The organism is Coriobacteriia bacterium, assembly GCA_041658765.1.
GTDB lineage: Bacteria > Actinomycetota > Coriobacteriia > Anaerosomatales > JBAZZO01 > JBAZZO01.
In genome coordinates, this window is record JBAZZO010000002.1 from 148830 (window position 1) to 172096 (window position 23267).

Below are 23267 nucleotides of genomic sequence, written 5' to 3' on the forward strand. Positions count from 1 at the left end.
GCGCTCCTTCTTTCGTGCGGGGCTATGGGATGCGATCGAGGTGGCGTATCCGCGTCACCGGAGAGAAGACGGCCACCGCTCGACCGATCACCGAGCGGAGCGCGATGGGGCCGAAGAAGCGGCTGTCCGTGGAGTCGGGTCTGTTGTCCCCCATCACGAAGAGCTCGCCGGGAGCGACGACCGACGGCTCCACGATCTGCCTGTCGGGACCGATGACGGCCTCATGCGCCGCCTCGGGCTTCTCGTTCACCCACGCCCGGTCGCCGACGGTGCGGACGCTGTCCCCCGGGATCCCGACGACGCGCTTGACGAGTCTCATGGGAGTCCCGCCCTCGATCTCCTCGAAGACGATGATGTCGCCGCGTCGGGGGTCCGGGTAGCCCTTCGTGACGAGGAGCCGGTCTTCGGACAACAGCGTCGGGTCCATCGACGGGCCGTCGACCCGCGCGGTGTCGTACGCGCCGTAGAAGACCACGAGGACCAGTGCGAGCAGAGCGGTCAGCGGGAGGACGAGCAACGCGGCCTTGCGGTCTCCGATAGCCGATCTCATGAGTGTCATACGGGCTCCCGGCCGAGAAGCGCGGCGGCGAAGAGGGCCGCGTCGAATGCGCGCAGGTCGTCGACGCCCTCCCCGATGCCTATGCGGAGTATCGGCACGCCGAGCTCGCGGACGACGGCGACGGCGATGCCGCCCTTTGCGGTGCCGTCGAGTTTCGTCACGACCACTCCGTCGAGACCGAGCACCTCGTGGAACTCGCGCGCCTGGGCGAGCCCGTTCTGTCCCGTCGTGGCGTCGAGGACCAGCACGACGCGGACCGGGGCCTCACTGCGCTTGAGCGCGACGCGGTGGGTCTTGAGCAGCTCGTCCATCAGGTCCTTCGATGTGTGGAGGCGACCCGCGGTGTCGACGAGCACGAGGTCGGCACCGGACTCCGCGGCGCGCTCGAGAGTGTCGAAGACGACCGCGGCGGGATCCTCTCCGCGCGCGCGCTCGACGACGGGGACTCCCGCACGCTGCGTCCAGATGCGCAGTTGCTCGACGGCGGCGGCGCGGAAGGTGTCAGCGGAGCCGACGAGCACACAGCGGCCGGAATCCGCGGCGTCCTTCGCGAGTTTGCCGACGGTGGTCGTCTTGCCCGTGCCGTTCACGCCGACGATGAGGACCGTGACGGGCGACTCGGAGAACGCGTCGAGTGCGTCCGGGACCGTGAGCTCGCGGGCGATCTCCTCGGCGAGGCGGTCGATGACAGCCTCGGCATCCGGGAGAGCGAGCCGCGCCGCGGTGTCCTTGAGCCTCTCGACGATCCCGGTGGAGGCGGTCGCGCCCATGTCGGCCGAGATCAGCGCGTCCTCGAGGTCCTCGAAGAAGGAGGCGTCGAGATCGGGACCGCGACCGAGGAGGACGTTGAGCGAGCCCGACAGTCTCTCCCGTGAGCGACCCAGACCCTCGGCTACGCGCCTATACCACGGCTCGGGCATCGTCCGGCTCCCCTGCAGGTCTCCGATCGCGTTCGAGCCGCTGACTCACGACCTTGGTCACGCCGTCCGCCTGCATCGAGACTCCATAGAGCACGTCGGCCATCTCCATGGTCCTGCGCTGGTGGGTGACGATCACGAACTGGGTCCGGGAGCGCAGCGTGTCGACGAACGCGACGAAGCGCGTGAGGTTGGTGTCGTCGAGGGCGGCCTCTACCTCGTCGAGGACGTAGAAGGGGCAAGGCCGGGTGTGGTAGACGGCGAAGAGCAGCGCGAGCGCCGTCAGGGACTTCTCGCCGCCGGACATCAGCGACATCTTCTTGAGGACCTTCCCAGGCGGTTGAGCGACGACCTCGATGCCGGTCTCCTCGGGGTCCTCCTCGTCGGTCAGGCGCAGCGCGGCGCTGCCTCCGGGGAAGAGCAGGGAGAAGACCGCCTGGAAGTGCCGGTCGACCTCCTCGAAGGTCTCGAGGAACCGCTCGCGGATCTTGCGGTCGACCGCGGAGACGACCTTCTTCAAGGCGAGTTTGCTCGCCTGGAGGTCCTCGAGCTGTCCGCCGAGCTGGTCGCGTCTGCGTGCGAGGGCGTCGAACTCGTCGAGGGCGACCGGGTTCACGGGTCCCATGTCCGCGACACGGCGGCGAAGCTTGGCGGCTCGTTCGGCGACGGCTTCTCGATCGTCGACGGGCGGCGTCTCGAGTCCTCTCTCGAGGGGCGTGGCGAGGTCCTCGACGATCCGGCGTACCGCCGCGTCGACCTGGAGCTCCAACTGCGCCTTCTCGAGCTGCACCCGGTGAGTCGCCTCGGCCTGCTCCTCGACGCCGCCCTGGGCGTCCTTCACCGCGGTCTGCGCCGCGTGGATGGTCTCGCGCAACGATTCCGAGTCGGCGGCTTCGAAGCGGGCGCGGTCGCGGAGTCTGACCGCCCAGCCCTCGGCCACCTCGAGCAATGCGCTGAACTGGTCGTGGATCGGCTCGATGCGCGCGCGAAGCGTCTCAAGCGCCTCTTCGGTCATCTTGGAGCGGTCGACGAGCCGCGTGGACTCCGCGAGCTCGGACTGGGCCGCGGCCATGCGGCGCTTGAGGTGGACCTCGCGCTCGGAGACCGTCGCGATGTCGACCTGGCAGTGCGAGAGCCGGTCGGCGACGGCCGCCTCCTCGCGGGCGCGGTCCTCTCGCCGTTCCCTGGCGCGGTGCGCCTCCTCCTCGAGTCCCGCGTAGGTGAGGTCCGCCGCTTCGATCGCGGCGGTGAGGGACTTCTGCTGCGGTCCGTCCTTCGCCGTCCGGTCGGTGATGGCGCTTCCCCGCGCCTGCAGCGTCTTGGCCTCGGCGTCGAGGTCCGTGAGACCCTGCTCGAGCCGTCCGAGTTCCTCGCGAAGCGACTCGCTCTCGCCAGCCAGGGCCGCCAGACGCTGTCCGACCTCGAGCGCGTCCTGCTGTGCGGCCGCGACGGCATCCTCGGCCTCCGCGGCGGCGGACTCCGCCTCTCCGACGGTGGCCGTGCACGCCTGGAGGGAGTCGCGCAACTCGTTGATGCGGCGCTTGCGCGCGAGCACACCGGAGCCGGCGTCCGACTGAATACCGACCGTCACCTTCCCGTTCGGCCACACCACGTGTCCGTCGCGCGTGACGGCACGGGTCCCCGCCTGCGGAGTGCGGCGCAGCGCCTCGGAGAGCGTGTCGACCGCGACGGCGTCGCCGAGGAGCGCCTCGACCGCCGGGCGGATCTCTTCGGGGCAGTGCACGAGGCCGGAAAGACGTGCGCCGGCAGGCTTCGCGACTTCCGGGAGGGAGGAGAGCGGAAGCACCGAGACGTCCCCCGCCCCGTCGGAGGTCAGATGGGAGACGAGGTCCTCGGCGTCCTGGGGCGTGCGGACGATCACGCAGTAGAGATCGGGCCCGAGCGCGCGCTCGACCGCCTGCTCGTGTCCCGTCTCGACTGTGATCAGGTCGGAGAGGATGCCGACGACCCCGTGGAGCTCCCGTTCCTTCGCGAGCACCCATGCCAGCGCCGGCGAGGCCGTCTCGAACGCGCGATCGACCTCCTCGAGACCGAGCGTCTCGGCCCGCATGGCCGCGAGCGCGTCCCGGCGGGAGTCGAGGTCGCGGCGCCGGGACTCGAGAACACGGACACGGCGGTCGACGTCCGACTCGGCGAGGGCGAGCTCCTTGCGCGACCTCGCGAGGGCCGCGTCGAGTTCCTGCGCTCTCGTGCGGCGGGCAGAGAGGGCTGCGGCGGCCGTCGCTCGCTGGGTGCGGACGGTCTCGAGCCTCGAGGCGACGACCTCCGACTCGAGGGCGAACGCGGCGAGCGCCTGCTCGACCTTGGCGAGGTCGGCCCGTGCGTCGTCGGCCTCCTTGCGCGACCGGCGGATCGCCGCGTTGAGACCGGCGAGTTCCTCTTCCGCGGCGATTCGGTCCTTCCTGGCGGCCTCGGATTCGCGTCGCAGATCGCCGAGCGTCGCATAGTGGGCCCTCAGGGCGGCGTCGGCGGCGGCGCGGTCCGCGGCGAGCTGGTCGACCTCGCCGGTGCGGGAGGTGAGGGACGTCTGAGCGCGATGGACCGTCCCGCGCAGCTCCGAGAGGCGGGAGACGAGGTTCTTCCCCTTCTCCTCGAGAAGGAGGAGCCCTGAATTGAGGCGCTCGAGGACCGACTGCAGGCGTCTGCGCTGCTCCCCGAGGTCCCCGACGAACAGGCCCTTCGCCTCCAGCAGCGACTGGAACTTGGAGAGCTCCCGCTCCTTCTCCTCGAGACGGTACCTTGCGAGTTCGATCTCGGCGGACGCCTCGTTCTCGCGCTTCTCGAGACCCTCCCAGCGACCGCGCAGGGCCCTGAGGTCGTCGATCGCGAGGGCGAGATCGAGGTCGCGCAACTCGTCCGAGAGCTCGCGATGGCGGCCCGCCTTGTCCGCTTGACGCTGGAGGGGTCGGAGCTGACGGTCGATCTCCGCGATGACGTCCCGCGCGCGCTCCATGTGGACGTCCATCGATGTCAGCTTGCGCAGCGCCCGTTCCTTGCGCTTCTTATGCTTGAGGACCCCGGCGGCCTCCTCGATGAGAGACCGGCGGTCCTCCGGGCGTGAGCTGAGGATCTCGTCGATGCGGCCCTGGCTGATGATCGAGTGCGTGTCGCGGCCGAGTCCCGTGTCGTGGAGGAGGTCGTGGACGTCCATGAGGCGACAGGGGCTTCCGTTCACGAGGTACTCGCTCTCGCCGCTGCGGTACATGCGGCGGGTGACGACGACCTCCGAGAACTCGAGCGGGAGGCTTCCGTCGGTGTTGTCCAGCACGAGGTCGACCTCGGCGACGCCGACCGCCTGACGTCCGGAGGACCCGGCGAAGATGACGTCTTCCATCGCGGCACCGCGCAGCGCCTTGGCGGATTGCTCGCCGAGGACCCACAGGACGGCGTCGGAGATGTTGGACTTGCCCGAGCCGTTCGGACCGACGACGACGGTGACGCCCGGTTCCAGGGAGAGCTTCGTGCGGTCCGCGAACGACTTGAAGCCCTTGAGCGTGAGGGACTTGAGGTGCAACGCTCCCCTTCCTCGGCGTGCTGCGTCACGGGCGTGCAAGCGCGGACTATGCTACCACAGCGCGCGCCGCCGGCCGCCTTGCGAAGACGTCCCGTTCAGGGTCGGTCGCTGCCGCCGTCGAGAGCATGCAGCGCCGCCGCGGCAGCCGAGCGTTCGGCGTCCTTCTTGCTCCTGCCCTCGCCCCGCCCGAGCACGGTGCCGTCGCGCGAGACCTCGGCGGTGAAGACACGGTCGTGATCCGGTCCGTCGAAGTCCACATGACGGTACTCGGGGATGGACCCGCCTGAGACCTGCAGGCGCTCCTGCAGGAGGCTCTTCGGGTCTTCGAGGGTGTCGAGTCCTTCGGGGGAATCCAGCCTGTCGCCGAGGAGCCTCCTCACGACGACGCGCGCCTGCGCAAGGCCCGCATCGAGGTAGACCGCGCCCACGAGGGCTTCGAGGGTGTCCTCGAGGACTCCCGCGACCCGGCGTTCGTCGGAGAGGTCGATGCCCTCACCCGTCGATATCGCGTCGCCGAGGCGCGCCTCGGAAGCGGCGGCCGCCAGCGAGCGGCCGGAGACCAGAGCGATCGTGCGCTTGGTGAGTTCGCCCTCCGCCACGTCCGGGAAGGTGGCGTAGAGGTGTTCCGAGACCACGAGCCGCAAGACCGCGTCCCCGAGGAACTCGAGTCTCTCGAATTCCGACTTCTCGCGCGAGTCGTCTCGCGAGGAGGGATGGGTGAGGGCGGCGCGGAGCAGCTCCGTGTCGGTGAAGGTCACGCCGAGAGCGAACTCGGCGTGAGCGAGGCGCGGCGTCTCGTCGCTCATGGCCGGGAGCGGCCGAGCACGATCGTGGCGTTGTGGCCGCCGAAGCCGAACGAGTTGCTCATCGCGACGTCGACCGCTGCCTTGCGGGCCACGTTCGGGACGTAGTCGAGGTCGCAGACGGGATCGGGGTCGGTCAGGTTGATCGTCGGAGGCAGGACGCCCTCCTCGATGACCCTGACACATACGGCGGCTTCGACCGCGCCGGCTCCGCCCAGCAGATGGCCCATGACCGACTTCGTCGAACTCACCGGAGGTACGCTTTCGCCGAAGACGGCCTTGAGCGCGATCGTCTCGCACGCGTCGCCCTGCTCCGTCGACGTCCCGTGGGCGTTCACGTAGCCGACGGCCTCGCGCTCGAGACCGGAGTTCTCCAGCGCGTGGACCATCGCGCGCCTGGCGCCGTCTCCGTCGGGGGCAGGCGCGGTGATGTGGTACGCGTCGGCGGAGGCGCCGTATCCCAACACCTCGGCGCGGATCCGCGCGCCGCGCGCCCGTGCGTGCTCGAGTTCCTCGAGGACCAGCACGGCTCCGCCCTCTCCGATGACGAACCCGTCCCGGCCTGCGTCGAACGGGCGCGATGCGAGCTCGGGCTCGTCGTTGCGGGTGGAGAGGGCGCGCGCGGAGGCGAAACCCGCTAGGCCCAGTGGGGTGACTCCCGCGTCGAAACCGCCCGCGACGACGACGTCCGCGGCGCCGCGGCGTATCGCCTCGAGAGCCTCGCCGATGGCGTGCGTGCCGGTGGCGCAGGCGGACACGGGGGCGTAGTTGATGCCCTTCGCTCCGAAGCGGATCGAGATGTGCCCGGCGGCGAGGTCGATGATCATCATCGGGACCAGGAATGGGCTGACGCGCGTGGGTCCGCGCTCGAGGAGCACAGCGGTCTGCTCCTCCATCGTGAACAGGCCGCCTATACCGGAGCCCACGATGACGCCTACACGATCGGCCTCGTCGGGGTCGATCTCGAGCATACCGGCGTCGGCCATAGCTTCGTCGGCCGCGACGACGGCGAACTGCTGGAAGCGGGACATCCGCCGGGCCGACTTCGGGTCGATCGAGCCGCCGGGATCGAAATCGTCCACGCAACCGGCGAAGCGCACGGAGTGCTTCGAGGCGTCGAACAGGGTGATCGGGCCGATGCCGGAGCGGCCCGCTGAGACCGAGTCCCACATGGCCTGCACGCCGACGCCGACCGGCGACACCACGCCCATCCCAGTGACGACGACCCGCCTCATGTCGTTCCCCCCTACGCCGCGCGCCATTCGGCCTCGAGCCGCTTCATCAGCTCGGCCACGGTCGGGATGTCGTGGATCCGCGTCACGGACATCCCCGAGAAGACGAGCCCGTCCGTGACGTCCCCCTGCTGCGCGGAGATGAGCCTGTCCATGATGCAGTACTCCTTGCCGCATACCTTGAGGCAGGAGATGCATCGAGGGATCTCAGGAGCATCGCCTGCCGCGAGACGATCGGTGAGGACGTTGCGCAGCGCCCTGCCGGGAAGGCCGACAGGGCTTCGGATGATCACGATGTCCTCTTCGGTCGCCGCGACGTAGCGCGCCTTGAAGGCGTCGGGTGCGGACGACTCGACCGTCGCCGCGAAACGGGAGCCCATCTGGACGCCGGATGCGCCTGCTGAGATGACCCGCTTGATGTCGGCGCCGGTGCATATGTTGCCCGCCGCGATGACGGGGAGGTCCACGCTGGCGATGATGCGCGGCAGCAGGTCTTCCACCGATTCGTCCGTACCGAGATGGCCGCCCGCCTCGACGCCTTCGACGACGACGGCGGTAGCGCCGAAACGCTGGGAGAGGCGCGCGACGCGCTCGGATCCCACTATCGGAACGATGGCGACCCCGGCGTCGTGGCACCACGTGAATACGTCACGTGAGAACCCTGCACCGGCGATGACGAGATCGATGCCTTCCGCGATCGCGGTCTGGACGAGCTCCTTGAACCGGCGGACGGCGACCATGACGTTCACGCCGATGACGCCGTCGGTCGCCGCGCGAGCTTCGCGGATGTTGCGTGCGAGCTCGTCAGGCTCGAGACCCGAGCCGGCGATGATGCCGATCCCTCCGGCGTTGGCCACCGCTGCGGCGAGCGGCGCCAGCGAGATGCGCACGGCCATGCCGCCCTGGATGATGGGCAGCCGGGCGGTGTGGGTGCCTATTGTGAGCTGCGGGAGGTCCATTCTCGCCTTCCGGTCGAACGGACCCCTCCGGCGGGCCTTCCGCCGGAGGGGCGCCGGTTGCTCGATCTCACGCGTTCGCGGCGATGTACTCGACGGCATCGCCGACGGTCTTGATGCCCTCGGCCTGCTCGTCGGGGATCGAGATGCCGAACTGCTCCTCGAGCGCCATGACGAGCTCGACGATATCGAGCGAGTCGGCGCCGAGATCGTCGACGAACGATGCCTCCTCGAGGACATCGTCCTCCTCGACGTTGAGCTGGTCGACGATGACGGCCTTCACCTTATCGAAGATCTCCTCAGCGTCCATTGGTCGCTACACCTCCCCTCCCGGTCGCGGTACGTACGGTCGATGGGCAGTGCCGCTCACGCGAAGGTCATCCCGCCGTCGACGGCGAGCACCTGGCCCGTGACATATGCGGCCTCGTCGGACGCGAGGAAGGATACCACGGCGGCGACGTCCTCGGGACCGCCGAACCTCCCCATGGCTATCGTGGCGCGTGCCGCCTCGCGAACGGCTTCCGGAAGCTTCGCGGTCATGTCGGTCTCGATGAAGCCCGGAGCCACCGCGTTCGCTCTGACTCCTCGCCCTGCGAGCTCGCGGGCGGTCGTCTTCGTGAGGCCGATGACCCCCGCCTTCGCGGCGGAGTAGTTCGCCTGGCCGGCGTTGCCCATGATACCCACGACCGAGGCGATGTTCACGATCGAGCCGTGCCGGGCCTTCATCATCACCTTCGCGGCGGCCCTGGTCATGTTGAAGACCCCCGTGAGGTTCGTCGAGATGACCGCTGCCCAGTCCTCGTCGGACATGCGGACGATCAACCCGTCACGCGTGATGCCCGCGTTGTTCACGAGTACGTCGATGGCGCCGAGTGCCTCGACACAACCGCTGACGACGGCCTCACAGTCCGCGGGCGACGTGACGTCACCGGGGAGCGCCACGGCACGCACGCCGCTGTCGGTCAACTCGCGCGCCAACTCCTCAGCCTCGTCCTTCAGCGTCGGATAGTAATTCACGCACACGGAGGCGCCCTCTGCCGCGAGCTTGCGCGCGATGGCGGCTCCGATGCCGCGCGACGCGCCAGTGACGAGCGCGACCTTCCCTTCCAGATCAGACACCGAGACCGACCTCCTCGAGGACCGGGCCGACCCCGTCGGCCTCGACGGACAGGAACAACGGGACCTCCGTGCCACGGGCGAGGCCCTTGAGCACAGCACTCGGGCCGCACTCGACCACGACGTCGACACCGGAGTCCGACAGCATCGCGACGGTCTCGGTCCAGCGGACCGGCTCGACCATCTGCCTGGCCAGACGCTCGCGCAGAACGGCGCCGGACGTCGCCGGCACAGGATTCGAGTTCGGCACGACGGGGATGCGTGCGTCCGCGAAGTCGGCACCGCCGAGCAGGTCCGCGAAGGCAGCGGCGGCCGACGCCATGAACGGGCTGTGGAACGCGCCCCCGACGCGCAACGGCACCACCCTGCGCGCCCCCGCTGCCGTCAGCGTATCACCCGCCCGGGCCACGCCCTCGACGGAGCCCGAGATCACCGTCTGGACCGGCGAGTTGTCGTTCGCGACGTATACGTCCTCGAGCCCCTGGATGGCCGTGACCACCGCATCGCGCCCGAGCCCGAGGACCGCAGCCATCGTCCCGGGGCTCGTGAGGGCCGCCTCGGACATGAGACGCGATCGCTGGACGACCAGGTCGAGACCGGCTTCGACCGAGAAGACGCCGACGATCGAGAGGGCCACGATCTCGCCGAGGCTGTGTCCGGCGACGAAGCAGGGTGTGACCCCCGAATCGAGGAGGGCTCTGCCCCACGCCCAGTCGGTGAGGTACAGGAGCGGTTGCGCGATGCGCGTATCGGTGAGGTCGCCGTCGGATCCTGAAGCCGCGACGGAGCGCAAGGGAAGACCCGAGAGCGCTTCGGCGGCGTCCAGAAGGCGGTCCATGTCCTCCGTCTCCGGGACGGAGTCGAGCATGCCGGGGCGCTGGGCTCCTTGGCCGGGGAAGACGAGCGCGACGCGAGGTCCCATCGACGCGCTCAGTCCGCCAAGGCGCACAGGCGCCTCATGATGGACTGAGCCTCCGCGACCATCTCCGATACGATCTCGGCGGCGGGCTGCTCGCGGTCGACGAGGGCCGAGCACTGGCCCGCCATCACGGAGCCCATCTCGACGTCGCCCTCGCGCATGCACAGCGCGAGCTTGCCCTCACCGAGCCTCTCGATCTCATCGACCCGGTTCTCGCGATCGAGTTCCTCGAGGATCCTGGTCAGCTTGTTCTTCAAGACCCGCACGGGGTGGCCCGTGGAGTAACCGGTGACGACGGTGTCGCGGTCGCGTGCCTTGAGGACGCGCTGCTTGACCGCCGGATGGATCGTGCACTCGGTCGCGCACATGAAGCGGGTCCCTACCTGCACGCCTTCGGCGCCCAGCGAGAACGCCGCGGCGATGCCGCGGCCGTCGGCCACTCCACCCGCGGCGACCACGGGGACGGACACCGCGTCGACGAGCTGAGGGATGAGCACCATCGTGGTGAGATCGCCGATGTGCCCGCCCGCCTCCATGCCTTCACCGATGACAGCGTCGGCGCCGATCGCCTCGAGGCGCTTCGCCAGCGCCACGCTCGGAGCGATCGGAAGCACCTTGATGCCGCGCTCCTTGAAGGAGGGCATGTACTTGCCCGGGTTTCCCGCGCCGGTGGTGACGGCGTGAACGCCCTCCGCGAGGACCATGTCGACCAGGTCGTCGATGTGCGGTGTGAGGAGCATGAGATTGACGCCGAAGGGCCGGTCGGTGAGCGCCTTGGCGGAACGTATCTGATCGCGGAGCACGTCGGTCGGCATGTGTCCCGCGCCGATGACGCCGAGGCCTCCGGCCTCGCTGACCGCCGCGGCGAGCTCCGCCGTCGCGGTCCAGGCCATGCCGCCTTGGATGATCGGGTGCTCGATCTCCAGGGTGTCCGTGAGCCTGGTTCGCAAGGGCATCTAGGCGACCTCCTCGGGGGTCTTCGGGCGAGACGTCCAGCGGACCACGGCGGCTCCCCAGGTGAGCCCGGCGCCGAAACCGACGAGCACCACCACCTGACCGGGGGCCAGGTCGCCACGAGTATACAGGGCGTGCAGTGCCAGCGGTATCGAAGCCGTGGACGTGTTGCCGGTCTCCCGGATGGTGGAGACCACGCGCTCGACAGGGATGCCGAGGCGCTCCGCGATCGTGTCGATGATCCGCTGGTTGGCCTGGTGAGGCACGAGCCGATGGACGTCGGCGAGGGTGAGCTGTGAAGCCTTGAGAGCGCGCTCGACCGTACTGGGGATGACCCTCACCGCGAACTTGAAGACCTCGTTCCCGTTCATCATGAGGTACTGCTGGCCGTCCGCGAGACGCTCGGGCGTGCACGGAGCCGCGGAGCCGCCGGCCGGGATCTGAAGGAGAGAAGACGCGGTGCCGTCCGCGCCGAGGTCGATGCCGAGGACCCCGGGCTCACTCGAGGCGGAGAGCACCACGGCGCCGGCACCGTCCCCGAAGAGCACGCACGTGGCGCGGTCGGTGAAGTCGACGTGTCGAGTGAGTGCGTCGGCGCCCACGACGAGAACGGTCCTCGCCCGCCCGGACTCGATGGCGGAAGCTCCGACCTGCAACGCGTAGACGAACCCGGTGCAGGCGGCGTTCACGTCGAACGCCGGGCAATCGAGGCCGATCTTCGCCGCGGCCAGGCACGCCGAGGACGGGAAGATCATGTCCGGGCTCGAAGTTGCGAGCACGAGGAGATCGACGTCGGCCGGCGCTATCCCGGCGTCGGCGAGAGCGTCGGTCGCGGCATGTGCCGCGAGGTCCGAAGTGGCCTCGTCATCGGCTGCGAGACGCCTCTCGCTGATGCCCGTCCTGCTGAGGATCCACTCGTCGGAGGTGTCCACCATGCCTTCGAGGTCGGCGTTGGTGAGACGCCTGGTCGGCAGGTACGCCCCGACACCCGATATGGCGGCGGATGGCATAGGTGAAGGGACTCCTCATGACGGCTGCCGGGCCGCGCGCCGAAGAGAAGGACGTCTCCCGGCGCGGGGTGGCGAGTAGTCTACACGGTTCCCGTCGGGCGTGGAAGCGAGTCCGGATCTCCCGTCGCCAGCGCTCCCGAGATGAGATCGGTGAGACCGCCGCGGACGGACGTGGCGCAGACTCGGAGGGCGGCCGCGACCGCGTCGGCGGTGGAGCCTCCGTGTCCGATCACGCAGACACCGCGTACTCCGAGCAGTGGCGCGCCTCCGTAGGTGTCCGGGTCGAGCCTGCGCTTGAGCGATGCCAGGGACGGACGCAGCACCAGCGCCGCGAGCCTATCGATCGGCCGGGCCGAGATCGCCGCGCGCACTTCGCCCAGGAGGGTCTCGGAGAGTCCCTCCATCAACTTGAGGCACACGTTGCCCGTGAAGCCGTCGGTGACCACGACGTCCGCCATGCCGCGGGGCAGGTCCCGTCCCTCGATGTTCCCGACGAACCCGGACAGACCGTTCGCCATCAGGGCGTGAGCATCTTGGGCCAGCATGGAGCCCTTCGTCTCCTCCTCTCCGATGTTGAGGAGACCGGCGCGCGGGTGTTCGACCCCGAGGGCGGCTCGCGCATATGCGATCCCCATGTGCGCGAACTGGAGGAGATGCTCGGGTTTGCAGTCCGCGTTCGCGCCGACATCCAGCAGGACGCACGGAGCCGACGCGGCCGGGAAGACCGTCGCGATCGCCGGTCGCGACACGCCGGGGATCCGTCCGAGCACGAGGGTGGCCGCCGCCATGACTGCGCCGGTGTTGCCGGCAGAGAAGAAGGCGGCCGCTCGTCCCTCCTTCACGAGGCGGCATCCCGCGACGATCGAGGAGTCGGGCTTCCCCCTCACTGCCTGTGCGGCGTGCTCCCCCATCCCGATCACGGAATCGGCATGCACGGCCTCGCAGCGCGCGTGCGACTCGGCGAAAGGTCCCACCACATCGTCGGTCCCGACCAGAAGGACGTGGAGGTCGGGATCGGCGACGAGCGCCGAGGCGACGCCGTCGAGGACCGCGCGCGGCGCGGCGTCCCCGCCCATCGCGTCGACCGCGACGAAGACCCTGCGATCCTGGCTCCCAGCGCCTGTCACGAGACCCCGCACGCGCGCAGGAGACCGTCCACGTCGATGTTGCGCGAGAAGAGGTCCTCGATGCGAGCGACCTTCCGGGGGTCGTGGAGACGCGAATGGCCGAAGAGGGACTCGAGCCGCTCGACGGCGCTCAGCGTGTCCATGTCGACCAGTAGCATCGGCACGCTGAGTTCGTCCGCGCGTGCGAGCACCAGCGAGCTGGGGGCCATGTTCCCTGTCAGCACGACGCAACGCGTGTTCGTCTCGAGCGCGGCGAGCTGCACGTCGGCGCGGTCCCCGCCCGTCACTACCGCCTTGCGGGCCTTGCGCCGGAAGAAGGTGAGCGCTTTGTCCTGGCCCATCGCGCCGACCATGAAGGACTCGACCGGTTCGTCGAGACGTTCTTCGGCGCAGAGTACGGTCGCGGCGAGGGAGTCCGCGATCTCGCCCACGGTCACCGTCGCCAGGGCCGTGTCCCATGGGAGCACCCCGAAGACCGGGATCCCTCGAGTCGCCAGGAAGGGGCGCACGTGGTCGGCGACGAAGTCCGCGTGAGCCTCGTGCACGAGATTGACGACGACACCGGCGAGGCGGTCTCCCATGCAGTCCTTCACTCCGAGGACGTCGTCGGGCAGGTCGGCGCCGTCGGGATGGTAGACCAGGATGACCCGTGCGTCGAGGATATCGGCGATCGAGCACGCGGACAGTCCGGCGGACATCCCGTTGTGGACCGTGCTGGGTCCCTCGACGACGACGGTTTCGCGACCGTCGGCGCATACGGCGAAATCCTCGAGAACGCGGTCGGCCAGGTCTTCGGTCCGCCGGTCGAGCACCCCCTCGATCGCGGCACGGGTCTTCACGAAGGTGCAGACCCTCTCGATCGGAGCCGGGCGCTGAAGGCGGGCGTTCATGTATGCCGCGTCCTTGTCCGTGGTGAGTCCGTCGATGACGATCGGAAGAGCGCCCCAAGGCTTGTAGTAGCCGACGGAACCTCCTCGGCGGGAGATCTCGTCGATGAGGCACGCGCAGATGCTGCTCTTACCCGAGTACGACGCGGTCGAGATGACGAGAAGAGCGCCCATACTAGCCTCCGATCCCGATCCTAACGTCGACGGCGAGGGCCCCGCCGCCACCATCCTGGACGATGAGAGGGTTGATATCCAGTTCCACGATGTCCTCGAAGTCGACGACGAGCGCCGAGACGCGCACGATGACATCGATCACGGCGTCGATGTCCGCCGGCCGGGCTCCCCTCGTGCCGCGCAAGAGGCCGTACGCCCGGATCTCGGTCAGCATCTCCCGCGCTTCCGCCTCGGTGACGGGGCAGAGGCGGAAGGCGACATCCTTGAGCACCTCGACGTAGATGCCACCGAGACCGGCCATGAGGACGGGACCGAACTGCGGATCCCTCCGTACTCCGACGATCACCTCACGGCCGGCGGGCGCCTGACTCTGTACCGTCACGCCCCAGACGTGTGCCTCCGGTATGAGCCGGCGGGCGTTCGACGTGACTTCGTCGTAGGCCGTCGCGAGGGCGGTGGCGTCGCCGACACCGGTACGGATGCCGCCGATGTCCGATTTGTGGAGTATGTCCGGGCTCGCGATCTTGACGACGACCGGATACCCGATCTCGTCGGCGATGCGGAGCCCTTCCACCAGGTCCCGAGCGGTGCTTCCAGCGGGGATCGGGATCCCGTATGCCTCGGCCACGCGTGCGGCCGACCTCTCCGTGATGAAGGTCCTTCCGGCTGCACGCGCGTGAGCGATGGTCTCGCGCACCAGCGGTACATCGCCTTGGATCGAGGTCCGGACCGAGGCCGGTGCGCGTCGTCGTCCGGCATGATGGACCATCGCGGCTAGGACGGAGATTGCCTGCTCGGGGAAGGCGAGAGCGGGTATGCGGCTCTCGAGCAGCACCGCTTTGCCTGCGGACACCGACTCGCCACCCATGAAGCAGGCAAGGGTGGTCTTACCTGAGGCGGAGGCTGCTGCGGCCAGGGCGTGCGCGGTCTCGACGGGTCGCGTCGGCGCCTGCGGGGTCAACACCACGAGGAGCGTGTGGACATTCGGGTCCGCGAGGAGGACGGATGCCGCGGCTGCGTAGCGCGACTCGTCGGCATCGCCGAGCACGTCGACGGGATTGTACGGAGACGCGGCAGCCGGGAGCGCGGAACGCAACGCATCGATCGTGCGTCTATCGAGCGAAGCGAGAGACAGTCCGCGGGACACGCACGCGTCCGTCGCCACGATCGCGGGACCTCCCGCGTTCGTGAGGATCGCGACGCCGTCCCCTCGCGGAAGCGGCTGCATCGAGAAGCCTACCGCGATGTCGGTGAGTTCCTCCACGGTGGCGGCGCGGATGACTCCCGCCTTCAGGAAGGCCGCGGTGTAGGCCGCCTCGGAGCCTGCGAGACTCCCGGTATGCGAGGAGACGGCGCGGGCGCCGGCGTCCGAGCGGCCGGCTTTGAGGACGACGAACGGCTTGCGCGCGGTGAGCGCGATCGCGGCCTCGACGAACGCGGCCCCGTCGGCGACCGACTCGAGGTAGGCGGTCACGACGCTCGCCGTGCCGTCTTCGGTCCACGCCCGGATGAGGTCGACCTCGTCGATGTCGGCCTTGTTGCCGAGCGACACGAACGCCGATATCCCGATCCCCTCCCCTGCGAGACGGTCGAGCATCGCCGTACCGAGGGCTCCGGACTGGGACATGAACGCGATGGAGCCGGGTCCGGGGACGACCCGGGCGAACGAGGCGTTCAGGCGGGAGTGCGGCGCGACCAGGCCGAGACAGTTCGGCCCGAGGATCCTCAAGCCTAGGCGATGAGCGGATGCGACCAGTTCGCGCTCGGCGGCGGCGCCCTGTGGACCGATCTCCTTGAAGCCCGCTGAGAGGACGATGATCGCCGTGCAACCGGCCTCGGCGCAGTCATCGAGGACGCCCAGCGCGGCGGCGGCGGGGACGACGACCACGGCGAGATCCACCGGGCGCGGAACGTCGCGTACCGTCGCGTAGCAGTGGTGGCCGTGGACCTCGTCGGCATTGGGGTTGACCGGATAGACCGGTCCAGGGAATCCGCCTGCGAGGATGTAGTCGAAGACGGCATGACCGACCTTGGTCTCCTCGCGAGCCGCTCCGACGACAGCCACGGCCCGCGGGGCGAAGAACGCGTCGAGCTCGCGCACGTCTCCCCCTCCCGCCGGCGCGGCGCCGGACCGAAGCCTATTCGGTCTCGACTATCTCCTTACCGTCGTAATACCCGCAAGAGGGGCAGACGCGGTGGGGCAGCTTGGGTTCGTGGCACTGCGGGCAGGTCGACTTCGCGGGTGCGCTGAGGTCGTGCGTAGCGCGGCGGCTGTCGCGTACCGCGCGGGAGGTCTTTCGCTTGGGAACGGGCATCGGGGCGGTCGCTCCTTCCTTGAGGCGCCTGGTCGCGGCGCCGGTGACGACGATATCGGCGTCCGCGTGAGCGGACACGCCACGGCATGATAGCACACCGGACTAGGCAGTCGTCCTCACAGCGGAGCGCATCCGCACGGGTCGACGTTGCGATCGGCGCCGCAGGAGGGACAGATCCCGGCACAGTCGTGGTCGTGCAGCGGTGCGAACGGGATCTCGAGGGTAAGAGCGGCTCGTATCGCCGGGAGGATGTCGACCCGCTCACCGACGATGAACTCGTAGTCCTGCTCCTCGGGAAGTTCGGCTTCGCGCCCCGGGAAGACGTAGAACCCTTCCACGGGGGCGTCGAGGGTGAGTTCGAACGGGATGAGGCAGCGCATGCACTCGGCTCTCACGACGGCCTGAGCTCGTCCCGCTAGGACGAAACCCGCTCCCGTGTTCGTCAAGGAGACCTGCACGTCGACGAGGCCATCGATCTCGTACGGCTCGTCGATCGTGCCGAGGGGCTCGATCGCGAAGGAGTCCTCGATCTCGATGGACGCCCCGAGGTCCTCGAGGATCTCTCTGATCTCGACGGGGACCGCGGCTCCCACCGCCATGGTCAGCTCCGCTGGCTGGACTTGCCCTGAAGCCGGTCGCGACCGCGCTGTACGGCGGTGAGCAGCTTCCCCAGGTTGACCTCGAGGTTGGCGAGCATCTCGTCGGCGTAGTCCTCTGCGCCGAGGCGTATCTCTCGCTCGCGGTTGCGCGCGTCGTCGAGTATCTCGGCCGCCTGTTGTTCGGCTAGCTTGACGATCTCCTGGTCGCTGGCGAGAGCCTGCGCGCGCTCGCGCGCTTCTTCGAGGATGCGGTTCGCTTCCTTCTCCGCTTCCTCGAGCATCTCCTGGCGCTCCTTGACGATCCAGCGCGCCTGCTTGAGCTCATCGGGGAACTGAGCGCGGACCTCGTCGACGACCTCGTAGACCTTCTCCGGGTCGACGAGCTTCGCCGAAGTGAACGGCACGTTGCGACCGGAGTCTACGAGCTCCTCGATCCGGTCGATCAGGGCCATGATGTCCATCCGCGTACCTCCCTAGAGGGTCCGCTGTATGCGGCGTGCCAGCGCTTCGGCCACGGCGTCGGGCACGAGCCCGCGTACGTCGCCTCCATGCCCGCTGATCTCCTTGACGGCCGAGGAGCTCAGATACGCGTAGTCGGGGATCGACATGATGAACATCGTCTCGATCCCCGGGTCCAGTCTGTAGTTCAACTGGGCCATCTGGAACTCCCGCTCGAAGTCGGTCACTGCGCGCAGTCCCTTGATGACCACGCTCGCACCGGCTTCCTGTGCGAATTCTACGAGAAGGTTGTCGAAAGGTCGAACCGAGACGTTCCCGAGGCCGATCGTGGCCTCGCGGATGAAGGCGCAACGTTCCTCGACGGAGAAGAGCGGACCGTCGCCTTTCTCCGGATTGAGGGCGACACCGACGACCACCTCGTCGAAGAGTCCCGCCGCCCGCTCGATGATATCGAGATGGCCCGAAGTCATGGGGTCGAAAGTCCCTGGGCATATCGCGCGTTTCACGACGGGGACGAGCCCTCCCTGCGGTAGATGGATATGCCCACGCGGGTCGAACCGTAGCCACGATCCCACACCTGCGAGAACCCCTCGGGCCAGACCGGCTCCGCATGACTGCCGTGCTCGTAGACGACGAGCGCACCGTCCGTCAGGGCCCCCGACCCGGCGAGCGCCTGGAGCAGTCCCCCCACCTGGGCCGGTTCGATTCTATACGGCGGGTCGAGCAAGAGCAACGCGAACGGCGCTTCGGGCAGACGATCCCACTCGGCCAGCGAGAAGGCGTCGTCGACGACGATCGTCGATGAGTCGCCGGCGCCGAGGGCCTCCACGTTGGCCGCGAGCGACCGTCGGGCGCCAGGATCGCGCTCGACGAAGACCGCCCGGTCGGCTCCGCGCGACAGCGCCTCGAGACCCAGAGCGCCGGTTCCCGCGAACGCGTCGAGAACGGTGAGTCCGCCGAGATCGGGACCGAGTCGCGCGCACAATGCGTCGAAGACGGCCTCGCGCACGCGGTCCGACGTCGGCCGGGTGGATCGACCGTGCGGTGTCGCCAGCCTCCGTCCTCGCCACTCTCCGGCCACGATCCTCATCCGCTGCTCACCCAGGTCCATCCCTCTCGGAAACGGCGACGCACGTCGCGCAGGAGAGGCGCGTGACGCGCGTCGAGGAGGTCCGGGTCCGCCGCCACGATGGCGGCAGCGTCCTCATGCGCCGCGTCGAGGAGATCGGCGTCTCCGAGGACGGAAGCGAGCAGCAGCTCGGGCAACCCGTGCTGGCGCTCGCCGAGCACCTGTCCCTCGCCTCGAAGACGCAGGTCGGCCTCGGCGAGAGCGAACCCGTCGTCGATGGACGCGATCGCCTCCATCCGGCGACGCCCCTCGTCGGAGCGGGGGTCCGCGAAGAGCAGTGCCGCGCCTGGGTCGTCTCCGCGCCCTACCCTGCCCCGGAGCTGGTGCAGTTGCGCCAGACCGAAGCGTTCCGCGTCCTCCACGATCATCACGGTCGCATTGGCGACGTCGACGCCGACCTCGATGACCGTCGTCGCCACCAGGACGTCGACGTCGCCCGACCGGAAAGCGTCCATCACCGCGGTCTTCTCGGGTCCGCGCATCTGGCCGGTGAGCAGTCCGACACGCAGGTCGGGGAAGACTTTCGAGCGCAGCCGTCGCGCCTCGGTCACGGCCGCTCTCGTCTGTGCCGTGTCAGACTCGTCGACGAGCGCGCAGACGACGTAGGCCTGATGTCCGGAGCGGACGGCTTCCCGCACGCGTTCGTACGCCTCTGCGCGAGCCGCGCGCGGCACGACGCTCGTGGTCACCCTCCCCCGGCCCGGCCGTTCGCGTATGTAGGAGGCGTCGAGGTCGCCGTAGAGGGTGAGCGCGAGGCTGCGCGGGATGGGTGTCGCCGACATCACCAGGAGGTCGGGTGACGTGCCCTTCGAGCGGAGACCGAGCCGCTGCGCCACACCGAAGCGGTGCTGCTCGTCGACGATCGCCAGCGTCATGTGCGCGAACGAGACGCCCTCCTGGATCAGGGCATGCGTCCCGAAGACGACCGAGGCCGTCCCGTCCGCGATCGCAGCGGTCGCGATGGCACGATCCTTCGCGGCCGTAGAGCCCGTCAGGGACGTCCACGCGACCCCAGCCGCGTCCAGCAGGGGCCCGACCTTGGCGGCGTACTGCGCGGCGAGCACCTCGGTGGGGGCCATCATCGCCGCTTGCGTGCCGGTGTCGGCGGCAGCGCACAGCGCGACGGCCGCCACGACCGTCTTCCCCGTCCCTACATCGCCGAGGAGCATCCGGTTCATGGGGTGCTGCGACCGCATGTCCTTCAGGACGTCACGGGTCGCCCGCCTCTGGTCCGCGGTCAGTTCGAAGGGAAGCGCCTCCTTCAGCGAGAGGACTGCGGGACCGTCGATGCGATGACGCGTCCCGGAGTGTCCTTCCACCGCGTGACGCCGCCGGAGTGCCATCCCGATCTGTATCGTGAGCAGCTCGTCGTAGGCGAGGCGCCGTCGCGCGTCGGCGGCGTCGGCGGCGTCTTCCGGGAAATGGATCGACCTGAGGGCGCCGCGAAGCGACCGCAATGCTCGCCGCCGCCGGATCTCGACGGGGAGCGGGTCGGCCACCGAGCCATGGGAGGCGAGCGCCTCACGAACGAGACGGCGGATCCAATTGGAGCTCAGACCCTCGGTCGCGCGGTGTACGGGCAGGATCCGACCGAGCGTCTCAGCCTCCACTCCCTCGGACGGCAGCTTCTCGAAGAACGGCGCGCGCATCTGCTTGAAGCCGTACTCGATCGCGACCGTGCCTGCCACAGCGATGCGTTCGCCCTCGCGCAATCGGCCGGAGACGTAGGGCTGGTTGAACCACACCGCGAGAAGCACCCCGGTAGCGTCGACGACGCCGACCTCGGTGACCGTCAGTCGTGGTCGGGGATGCTTCACGACCACGGAGTGAACGGTGCCGACGACCGTCACGTCCTCACCTGGGCGCAGGTCGGCGATGGATCGCGAGACGCTGAGGTCGAGATACCTATGCGGATAGTGTCGCAGCAGGTCGTCGACCGTGGCGACACCGAGACGCCCGAACGCCTGCGCGCGCGTCCTGTCGACCAGGCGCACGGTGGCCACGGGGTCGTCGAGACTCGTCGTCGCAAAGACCCTCGCTGGGATGGCGGGGCCTGCTTGGCCCACGGCCGTCACCCCAGCGGGTGGTACGCCACGCCGACGGCGCCGGGACCCGCGTACGTTCCCATGACCGCGCCGAGGGCGCCTGAAGTGACGAAGTCGTAGTCCGCGCCGGCGGCGTCCAGCTCCGCGCGCAACTCGTCCGCCTTCTCGGGGCGATCGGCGTAGAGCATGGCGAGGCGCACTCGTCCGATCCGGCGCGTCTCCGCAGCCACGTGCGCGGCGAGTTCGACGTACGCCTTCCGTGTCCCCTTGACCTTCTTGAACGGCTCGATGATGCCGTCGGAGTTGAAGACGAGGATGGGCTTGATGTTGAGGACCGATGCCGCCAGGCCTGTCGCCTTGCCCGCGCGTCCCCCCTTCACCAGGTAGTCGAGGGTGTCGAGGATGAAGAAGAGCCTGGTGGACACCGCCGTGGCGGAAGCCGTCGCCTCGACGGCCGCTGCGTCGCCACCAGCGTCGCGCGCCTCGACCGCTGCGAGCACCACGAGGCCGGTCGCTTGGCTCACCGTGCGGGTGTCCACGACTCGCACCGGCACAGGGGAATCGGCTGCGGCCAGCGTCGCCGAGTCGAACGTCCCCGAGAGCGCCGAGGTCAGGTGGATGGAGACGATCTCCTCGACGCCGGAGGCCGCGAGGTCCGCATACACGCTCGCGAAGTCCGCCGGCGAGGGTTGCGATGTCTTCGGGAGCGCGGGCGCGGAGACGAGACGCTTGTAGAAGTCCTCGACGGACATGTCGATCCAGTCGCGGTACGTCTCATCGCCGAAGAGCACCTTGAGGGGCACCATGGTCACATCGTGCCGGGCGAACCACTCCGGACCCAGGTCGCAAGTGCTGTCACACACGATCCCGACTGAAGCCATCGGTTCCGCCTCTCGAGAAGTCACTCCACGGCCATGATGAGCGGGTAGAGCGGTTGTCCGCCGCGATGGGACTCCACGTCCAGTCCGGGATGCGCGGCCTCCAAGCGGTCGGTGATCGCGGCGAACGTGTCGTCGTCCAGATCCTCCCCTGCAAGGAGCGTGAGCGTCTCAGCGCCGGGCGCGAGGGTGTCCAGCAGGCGAAGGCTCACGTCGGTCAAGTCGTCGCCGACAACGACGATCTCGTGTTCGGCGATCCCGATGACTTGGCCGGCGGTGATGCGACCGATCGCCGCGGACGAGTCCTTGATGGCGGTGGTGACCTCGCCGGTGCGCACTAGGGCCGCAGCGTCGGTCATCGCGGCGACGGCATCCGCCAGCGGCGACGAGTGATCGAACGCGAGCATCGCCGAGAAGGCCTGGGGCACAGAGGTCGTCGGGACTACGCCGACCGCCCTGGAGCACACACCGACGACCTGCTGGGCGGCGAGCAGGATGTTGCGATTGTCGGGCAGCAGGACGATGGCCTGCGCCGGGACGGATTCGCACGCTGCGAGCAGTTCGGCCGTGGAAGGGTTCATGGTCTGTCCGCCCGAGACGACGACATCGACCCCCAGGCTGACCAGGATATCCCGAAGACCGTCTCCCGCCGCGACCGCGACGACCCCCAGCCGCGGCTCATCGGGGCGAGAAGGCCCTTGCGAGATGCCGCGGGACCGTTCGGCGGTCTGACGGCGCATGTTGTTCACGTGGACCTCGGCGACCTCGCCCAGCGACGTCGCCCATGCCAGGACGCCGGCCGGGTCGTCGGTGTGGACGTGGATCTTCATGGTGTCTCCGTCACCGACGACCAGTTCGGACCCGCCGCTGGCGGCGATGCGGTCGAGGACGGTGTCGCGGTCCGCCTCAGCGCCGAAGAGGAGGAACTCGGTGCAGTAGAGGTACTCGTCGTCGTCCCAATCGTCCGACGGAGCGACCGTGAGCGTCGCCTGGGCGAGGGCTACATCGATCTGTCTGACGTCGACACCCTCGAGGGCGGCACAGAAACCTTCGGCGAGCACCGCGAGACCGAACCCGCCGGCGTCCACGACGTTGTTCTCCTTGAGCACCGGAAGAAGGTCCGGGCTACGACGCACCGACGCCCACGCTTCGTCACGGACCGCATCCAGCACCGTCTCGAGGTCGGCGCCCGCGCCGACCGAAGCTTCGGCCGCATCGGCGGCGTCACGCAAGACGGTCAGCATCGTCCCCTCGACGGGCTTGCGCACCGCTTGGAAGGCGACCACGACGGCGCGCGCCAGCGCCTCCGCGACCACGCGGGGGCCGACGCCCTCGGCGGCGGCGAGCACCTCGCAGAGTCCGCGTAGCACCTGGCTGAGGATGACACCCGAGTTGCCCCGGGCGCCCATGAGCGATCCGTGAGTGACGGCATGGCAGATGTCGGCGATCGACGCATCTTCGGGAAGCCGGTCGATCTCGCCCGCGACCGCCTGCATCGTGAGGGACATGTTCGTCCCCGTGTCTCCGTCAGGCACGGGGAAGACGTTCAGCCGGTTGACCTCCTCGACACGGGCGGTCAAGGCCGCCGAGGAAGCAGCCAGAAGGTCGCGGGCAGTGGGTCTCCTCGAAGGGGGCATCGTCCGCGGTCTCCGG

The 23267-nt window shown here is 69.1% G+C and carries 22 protein-coding genes; all 22 read right to left on the reverse strand.

Annotated features, from left to right (window positions below):
• Window positions 1–22: 22 nt before the first annotated feature.
• A complete protein-coding gene (gene lepB / locus WC971_02145; GenBank protein MFA5843616.1) occupies window positions 23–559 on the reverse strand; it encodes a signal peptidase I in 537 nt (178 codons plus the stop codon).
• Window positions 556–1479, reverse strand: a complete 924-nt coding sequence (gene ftsY, locus WC971_02150) for a signal recognition particle-docking protein FtsY (protein ID MFA5843617.1) — start codon at window positions 1477–1479, stop codon at window positions 556–558. The genes lepB and ftsY overlap by 4 nt, the downstream gene beginning before the upstream one ends.
• Entirely contained in the window at window positions 1460–5011 is a 3552-nt protein-coding gene (gene smc, locus WC971_02155) for a chromosome segregation protein SMC (protein MFA5843618.1), read from the reverse strand. The genes ftsY and smc overlap by 20 nt, the downstream gene beginning before the upstream one ends.
• 95 nt (window positions 5012–5106) lie before the next feature.
• The gene (rnc, locus tag WC971_02160; protein ID MFA5843619.1) at window positions 5107–5817 is read right to left on the reverse strand and encodes a ribonuclease III; all 711 of its coding nucleotides are present in this window, start codon (window positions 5815–5817) and stop codon (window positions 5107–5109) included.
• The gene (gene fabF / locus WC971_02165) at window positions 5814–7049 is read right to left on the reverse strand and encodes a beta-ketoacyl-ACP synthase II (protein MFA5843620.1); all 1236 of its coding nucleotides are present in this window, start codon (window positions 7047–7049) and stop codon (window positions 5814–5816) included. Before fabF ends, rnc begins: the two co-directional genes overlap by 4 nt.
• An 11-nt stretch (window positions 7050–7060) precedes the next feature.
• Window positions 7061–8005, reverse strand: a complete 945-nt coding sequence (locus tag WC971_02170; protein ID MFA5843621.1) for a nitronate monooxygenase — start codon at window positions 8003–8005, stop codon at window positions 7061–7063.
• A 67-nt stretch (window positions 8006–8072) separates the two neighbouring features.
• Window positions 8073–8312: an acyl carrier protein gene (locus tag WC971_02175; protein MFA5843622.1), complete on the reverse strand. Its 240-nt coding sequence runs from the start codon at window positions 8310–8312 to the stop codon at window positions 8073–8075.
• 56 nt (window positions 8313–8368) lie between these two features.
• A complete protein-coding gene (gene fabG, locus WC971_02180; GenBank protein ID MFA5843623.1) occupies window positions 8369–9121 on the reverse strand; it encodes a 3-oxoacyl-[acyl-carrier-protein] reductase in 753 nt (250 codons plus the stop codon).
• Window positions 9114–10040, reverse strand: coding sequence for an ACP S-malonyltransferase (locus tag WC971_02185; GenBank protein MFA5843624.1), 927 nt, complete (start codon window positions 10038–10040; stop codon window positions 9114–9116). The genes fabG and WC971_02185 overlap by 8 nt, the downstream gene beginning before the upstream one ends.
• 8 nt (window positions 10041–10048) lie before the next feature.
• Window positions 10049–10993: an enoyl-[acyl-carrier-protein] reductase FabK gene (fabK, locus tag WC971_02190; GenBank protein ID MFA5843625.1), complete on the reverse strand. Its 945-nt coding sequence runs from the start codon at window positions 10991–10993 to the stop codon at window positions 10049–10051.
• Entirely contained in the window at window positions 10994–12001 is a 1008-nt protein-coding gene (locus WC971_02195; GenBank protein ID MFA5843626.1) for a beta-ketoacyl-ACP synthase III, read from the reverse strand.
• An 80-nt stretch (window positions 12002–12081) separates the two neighbouring features.
• Window positions 12082–13140 carry a phosphate acyltransferase PlsX gene (plsX, locus tag WC971_02200; GenBank protein ID MFA5843627.1) on the reverse strand — a complete coding sequence of 353 codons (1059 nt, stop codon included), beginning with the start codon at window positions 13138–13140 and terminating at the stop codon, window positions 12082–12084.
• On the reverse strand, window positions 13125–14189 hold the full coding sequence (locus tag WC971_02205) for a phosphotransacetylase family protein (protein MFA5843628.1): 1065 nt from the start codon (window positions 14187–14189) through the stop codon (window positions 13125–13127). Before WC971_02205 ends, plsX begins: the two co-directional genes overlap by 16 nt.
• A 1-nt stretch (window position 14190) precedes the next feature.
• Window positions 14191–16290, reverse strand: coding sequence for an acetate--CoA ligase family protein (locus WC971_02210; protein MFA5843629.1), 2100 nt, complete (start codon window positions 16288–16290; stop codon window positions 14191–14193).
• A 37-nt stretch (window positions 16291–16327) separates the two neighbouring features.
• Entirely contained in the window at window positions 16328–16504 is a 177-nt protein-coding gene (gene rpmF / locus WC971_02215) for a 50S ribosomal protein L32 (protein MFA5843630.1), read from the reverse strand.
• A 116-nt stretch (window positions 16505–16620) separates the two neighbouring features.
• On the reverse strand, window positions 16621–17103 hold the full coding sequence (locus WC971_02220; GenBank protein ID MFA5843631.1) for a DUF177 domain-containing protein: 483 nt from the start codon (window positions 17101–17103) through the stop codon (window positions 16621–16623).
• Window positions 17104–17105: 2 nt separating this feature from the next.
• On the reverse strand, window positions 17106–17564 hold the full coding sequence (locus WC971_02225; GenBank protein MFA5843632.1) for an ATPase: 459 nt from the start codon (window positions 17562–17564) through the stop codon (window positions 17106–17108).
• A 12-nt stretch (window positions 17565–17576) separates the two neighbouring features.
• Window positions 17577–18068, reverse strand: a complete 492-nt coding sequence (coaD, locus tag WC971_02230; GenBank protein MFA5843633.1) for a pantetheine-phosphate adenylyltransferase — start codon at window positions 18066–18068, stop codon at window positions 17577–17579.
• On the reverse strand, window positions 18065–18652 hold the full coding sequence (gene rsmD / locus WC971_02235) for a 16S rRNA (guanine(966)-N(2))-methyltransferase RsmD (GenBank protein MFA5843634.1): 588 nt from the start codon (window positions 18650–18652) through the stop codon (window positions 18065–18067). The genes coaD and rsmD overlap by 4 nt, the downstream gene beginning before the upstream one ends.
• Window positions 18649–20757 (reverse strand): ATP-dependent DNA helicase RecG, encoded by a 2109-nt coding sequence (gene recG / locus WC971_02240; GenBank protein MFA5843635.1) that lies wholly within the window; start codon window positions 20755–20757, stop codon window positions 18649–18651. The genes rsmD and recG overlap by 4 nt, the downstream gene beginning before the upstream one ends.
• Window positions 20758–20762: 5 nt before the next feature.
• Entirely contained in the window at window positions 20763–21617 is an 855-nt protein-coding gene (locus WC971_02245) for a DegV family protein (protein ID MFA5843636.1), read from the reverse strand.
• Between the two features lie 20 nt (window positions 21618–21637).
• Window positions 21638–23251: a DAK2 domain-containing protein gene (locus WC971_02250; GenBank protein ID MFA5843637.1), complete on the reverse strand. Its 1614-nt coding sequence runs from the start codon at window positions 23249–23251 to the stop codon at window positions 21638–21640.
• Between the last annotated feature and the right edge of the window lie 16 nt (window positions 23252–23267).